This window comes from Acinetobacter sp. 228 (genome assembly GCF_048147885.1).
Genome location: NZ_JAYWYV010000125.1, coordinates 1 through 1,803 on the forward strand (window position 1 = coordinate 1; position 1,803 = coordinate 1,803).

Consider the following 1,803-nt stretch of genomic DNA (forward strand, 5'->3'; position numbering starts at 1 on the left):
TCAGTTGACAAAAACTCATCGCCAGCTTTTTGCGCGTATCGATCTGCCAAGTTGAGTGCTTTAACTGCTTCTGGGTTTAAATTGACATCGCCCGTCGGGTTAGCAATAGTCGGAGCATCTTTTAAAGCCTGCTCTAGCTTTTGTTTAAGTTCAGGTAACCGTGCACCTGCTTGTTGCAACAAACTAATATTGGACGGCTCTTCCAATAAAGTACTCAAAATATGAATACCTGCTATAGCTGTATGGTCTTTACCCATCGCTAAGGATTGAGCATCTGAGAGGGCTTGCTGCAAGCGGTTCGTAAATTTTTCAAATCGCATTCTTGTTATTCCTCACAACAAATTCGTACTTGTGTAATAGATGGGAACACTTTTTCGGATTTCAAATAAATTTTTATATATTTTTCATTAAGTTATAAAAAATACTGCGAGTAAAACTCGATTATAATATGGGTTTGTTTTGTATATATTTCAAGTACACTTCGGCTACATTTTATTAAATAGCTTGAATATTTATATTTACTCTCATCTATTTTATAGTCTTCACAAAGACTTCATTGAGAATTCCCGAATTAAGAATTAATTTATCTTTCCAATTCCATCCTGTTTTTGAAATTAAAAATGCGCTTAAAACATATTATATTAACAACTTGTCTTTTTAGCTCGACTCTAGCAATGGCGGAGTTACCCCAAGATTCAAGAAGACCCGGTGGTATTGCAGTTATTCCTTTAACTTCGGATATTACTCAGGTCACTTTTCAACACAAACCGGTTTTAATTAGCCAAGAAGGACAACAGCGTTATGCTGTTTTCGGTATTCCGTTATCTACTCCACTTGGTAGTATTCAACTCGAAACCAATAAAACCCCTATTCAAATAGAAGTTAAATCCTATCCATATGCTGAGCAACGCCTTAAAGTTACCAATCAAGACTATGTAAATCCCAATCAAAGTCAATTAGATCGTTACGCTCAAGAAGCTAAAGAACAAAATGATGTTTATAGTTCATTTACGCAAAGTTCGTGGCAAGCCTTACCAAAATTTATACGCCCAACTTCTGGTAAATTTACCAATTCTTTTGGAAGAAAACGCTTTTTTAATGGTGAAGAACGTGCTCCACACTCAGGTCTAGACATTCCAGCACCAATAGGCCAAAAAGTAGTTGCTCCAGCAGACGGTGTAGTCGTTCAAACAGGTCATTATTTTTTTAATGGACAAACTGTATTAATCGATCACGGTCAAGGCTTAATTAGTATGTTTTGTCATTTAAGCGAGATAAAAGTAGAAAAAGGCCAACATATTCGTCAAGGGGAAACTTTAGGTCTAGTCGGTAAAACAGGACGTGTCACAGGCCCCCATTTACATTGGGGAATGAGCCTTAACAATGCACGGGTAGACCCTCAACTTTTTCTAAACACCACTCATTAATTTAAAGCTTTACGAAAGTACTTTGGCGCTTCGACATAGCCTTCTCTTAGGTAAAATTGATGTGCCAAAGGTCTTTGTATCCCCGAATGAAGTTCCATTCGGTCACAACCACGTTGCTTTGCTATCCGTTCTGCTTCTTGTACAAGCAAATGCCCCACTCCTTTACTACGCATTTTCTCGTCAACACACAGATAGCATATTTTGGCAAAGTCACCTTGTAAGGCAATTTGTGGAATAAAATAAAGCGATAAAACTCCATACACTTTTAAATCGTCAGCTGCGACCAACGTAATCGCATTAGGATCTTTACTTAGTATTTGAAATTGTTCCTGAACTACTTTTAAAGGCTGTGAATATCCCATTTGTTTAAGTAAAT

The 1,803-nt window shown here is 37.2% G+C and carries 3 protein-coding genes; 1 reads left to right on the forward strand and 2 read right to left on the reverse strand.

Annotation, left to right across the window (positions count from 1 at the left end):
• Positions 1 to 320: Clp protease N-terminal domain-containing protein (locus VXQ92_RS16540; protein ID WP_416682559.1), on the reverse strand; the 320-nt coding region annotated here is incomplete at its 3' end.
• Positions 321 to 620: 300 nt separating this feature from the next.
• On the opposite strand from VXQ92_RS16540, the gene VXQ92_RS16545 reads away from it, so the two are divergent.
• Positions 621 to 1,427: a peptidoglycan DD-metalloendopeptidase family protein gene (locus VXQ92_RS16545; protein WP_001237339.1), complete on the forward strand. Its 807-nt coding sequence runs from the start codon at positions 621 to 623 to the stop codon at positions 1,425 to 1,427.
• On the opposite strand, the gene VXQ92_RS16550 is transcribed toward VXQ92_RS16545, so the two are convergent.
• Positions 1,424 to 1,803: GNAT family N-acetyltransferase (locus VXQ92_RS16550; protein WP_416682560.1), on the reverse strand; the 380-nt coding region annotated here is incomplete at its 5' end. The two genes, VXQ92_RS16545 and VXQ92_RS16550, sit on opposite strands and share 4 nt — an antisense overlap.

Excerpts from the sequence above, each read along its gene's own strand:
- VXQ92_RS16545 (WP_001237339.1), top strand. The coding sequence starts at position 621 with ATGCGCTTAAAACATATTATATTAACAACTTGTCTTTTTAGCTCGACT.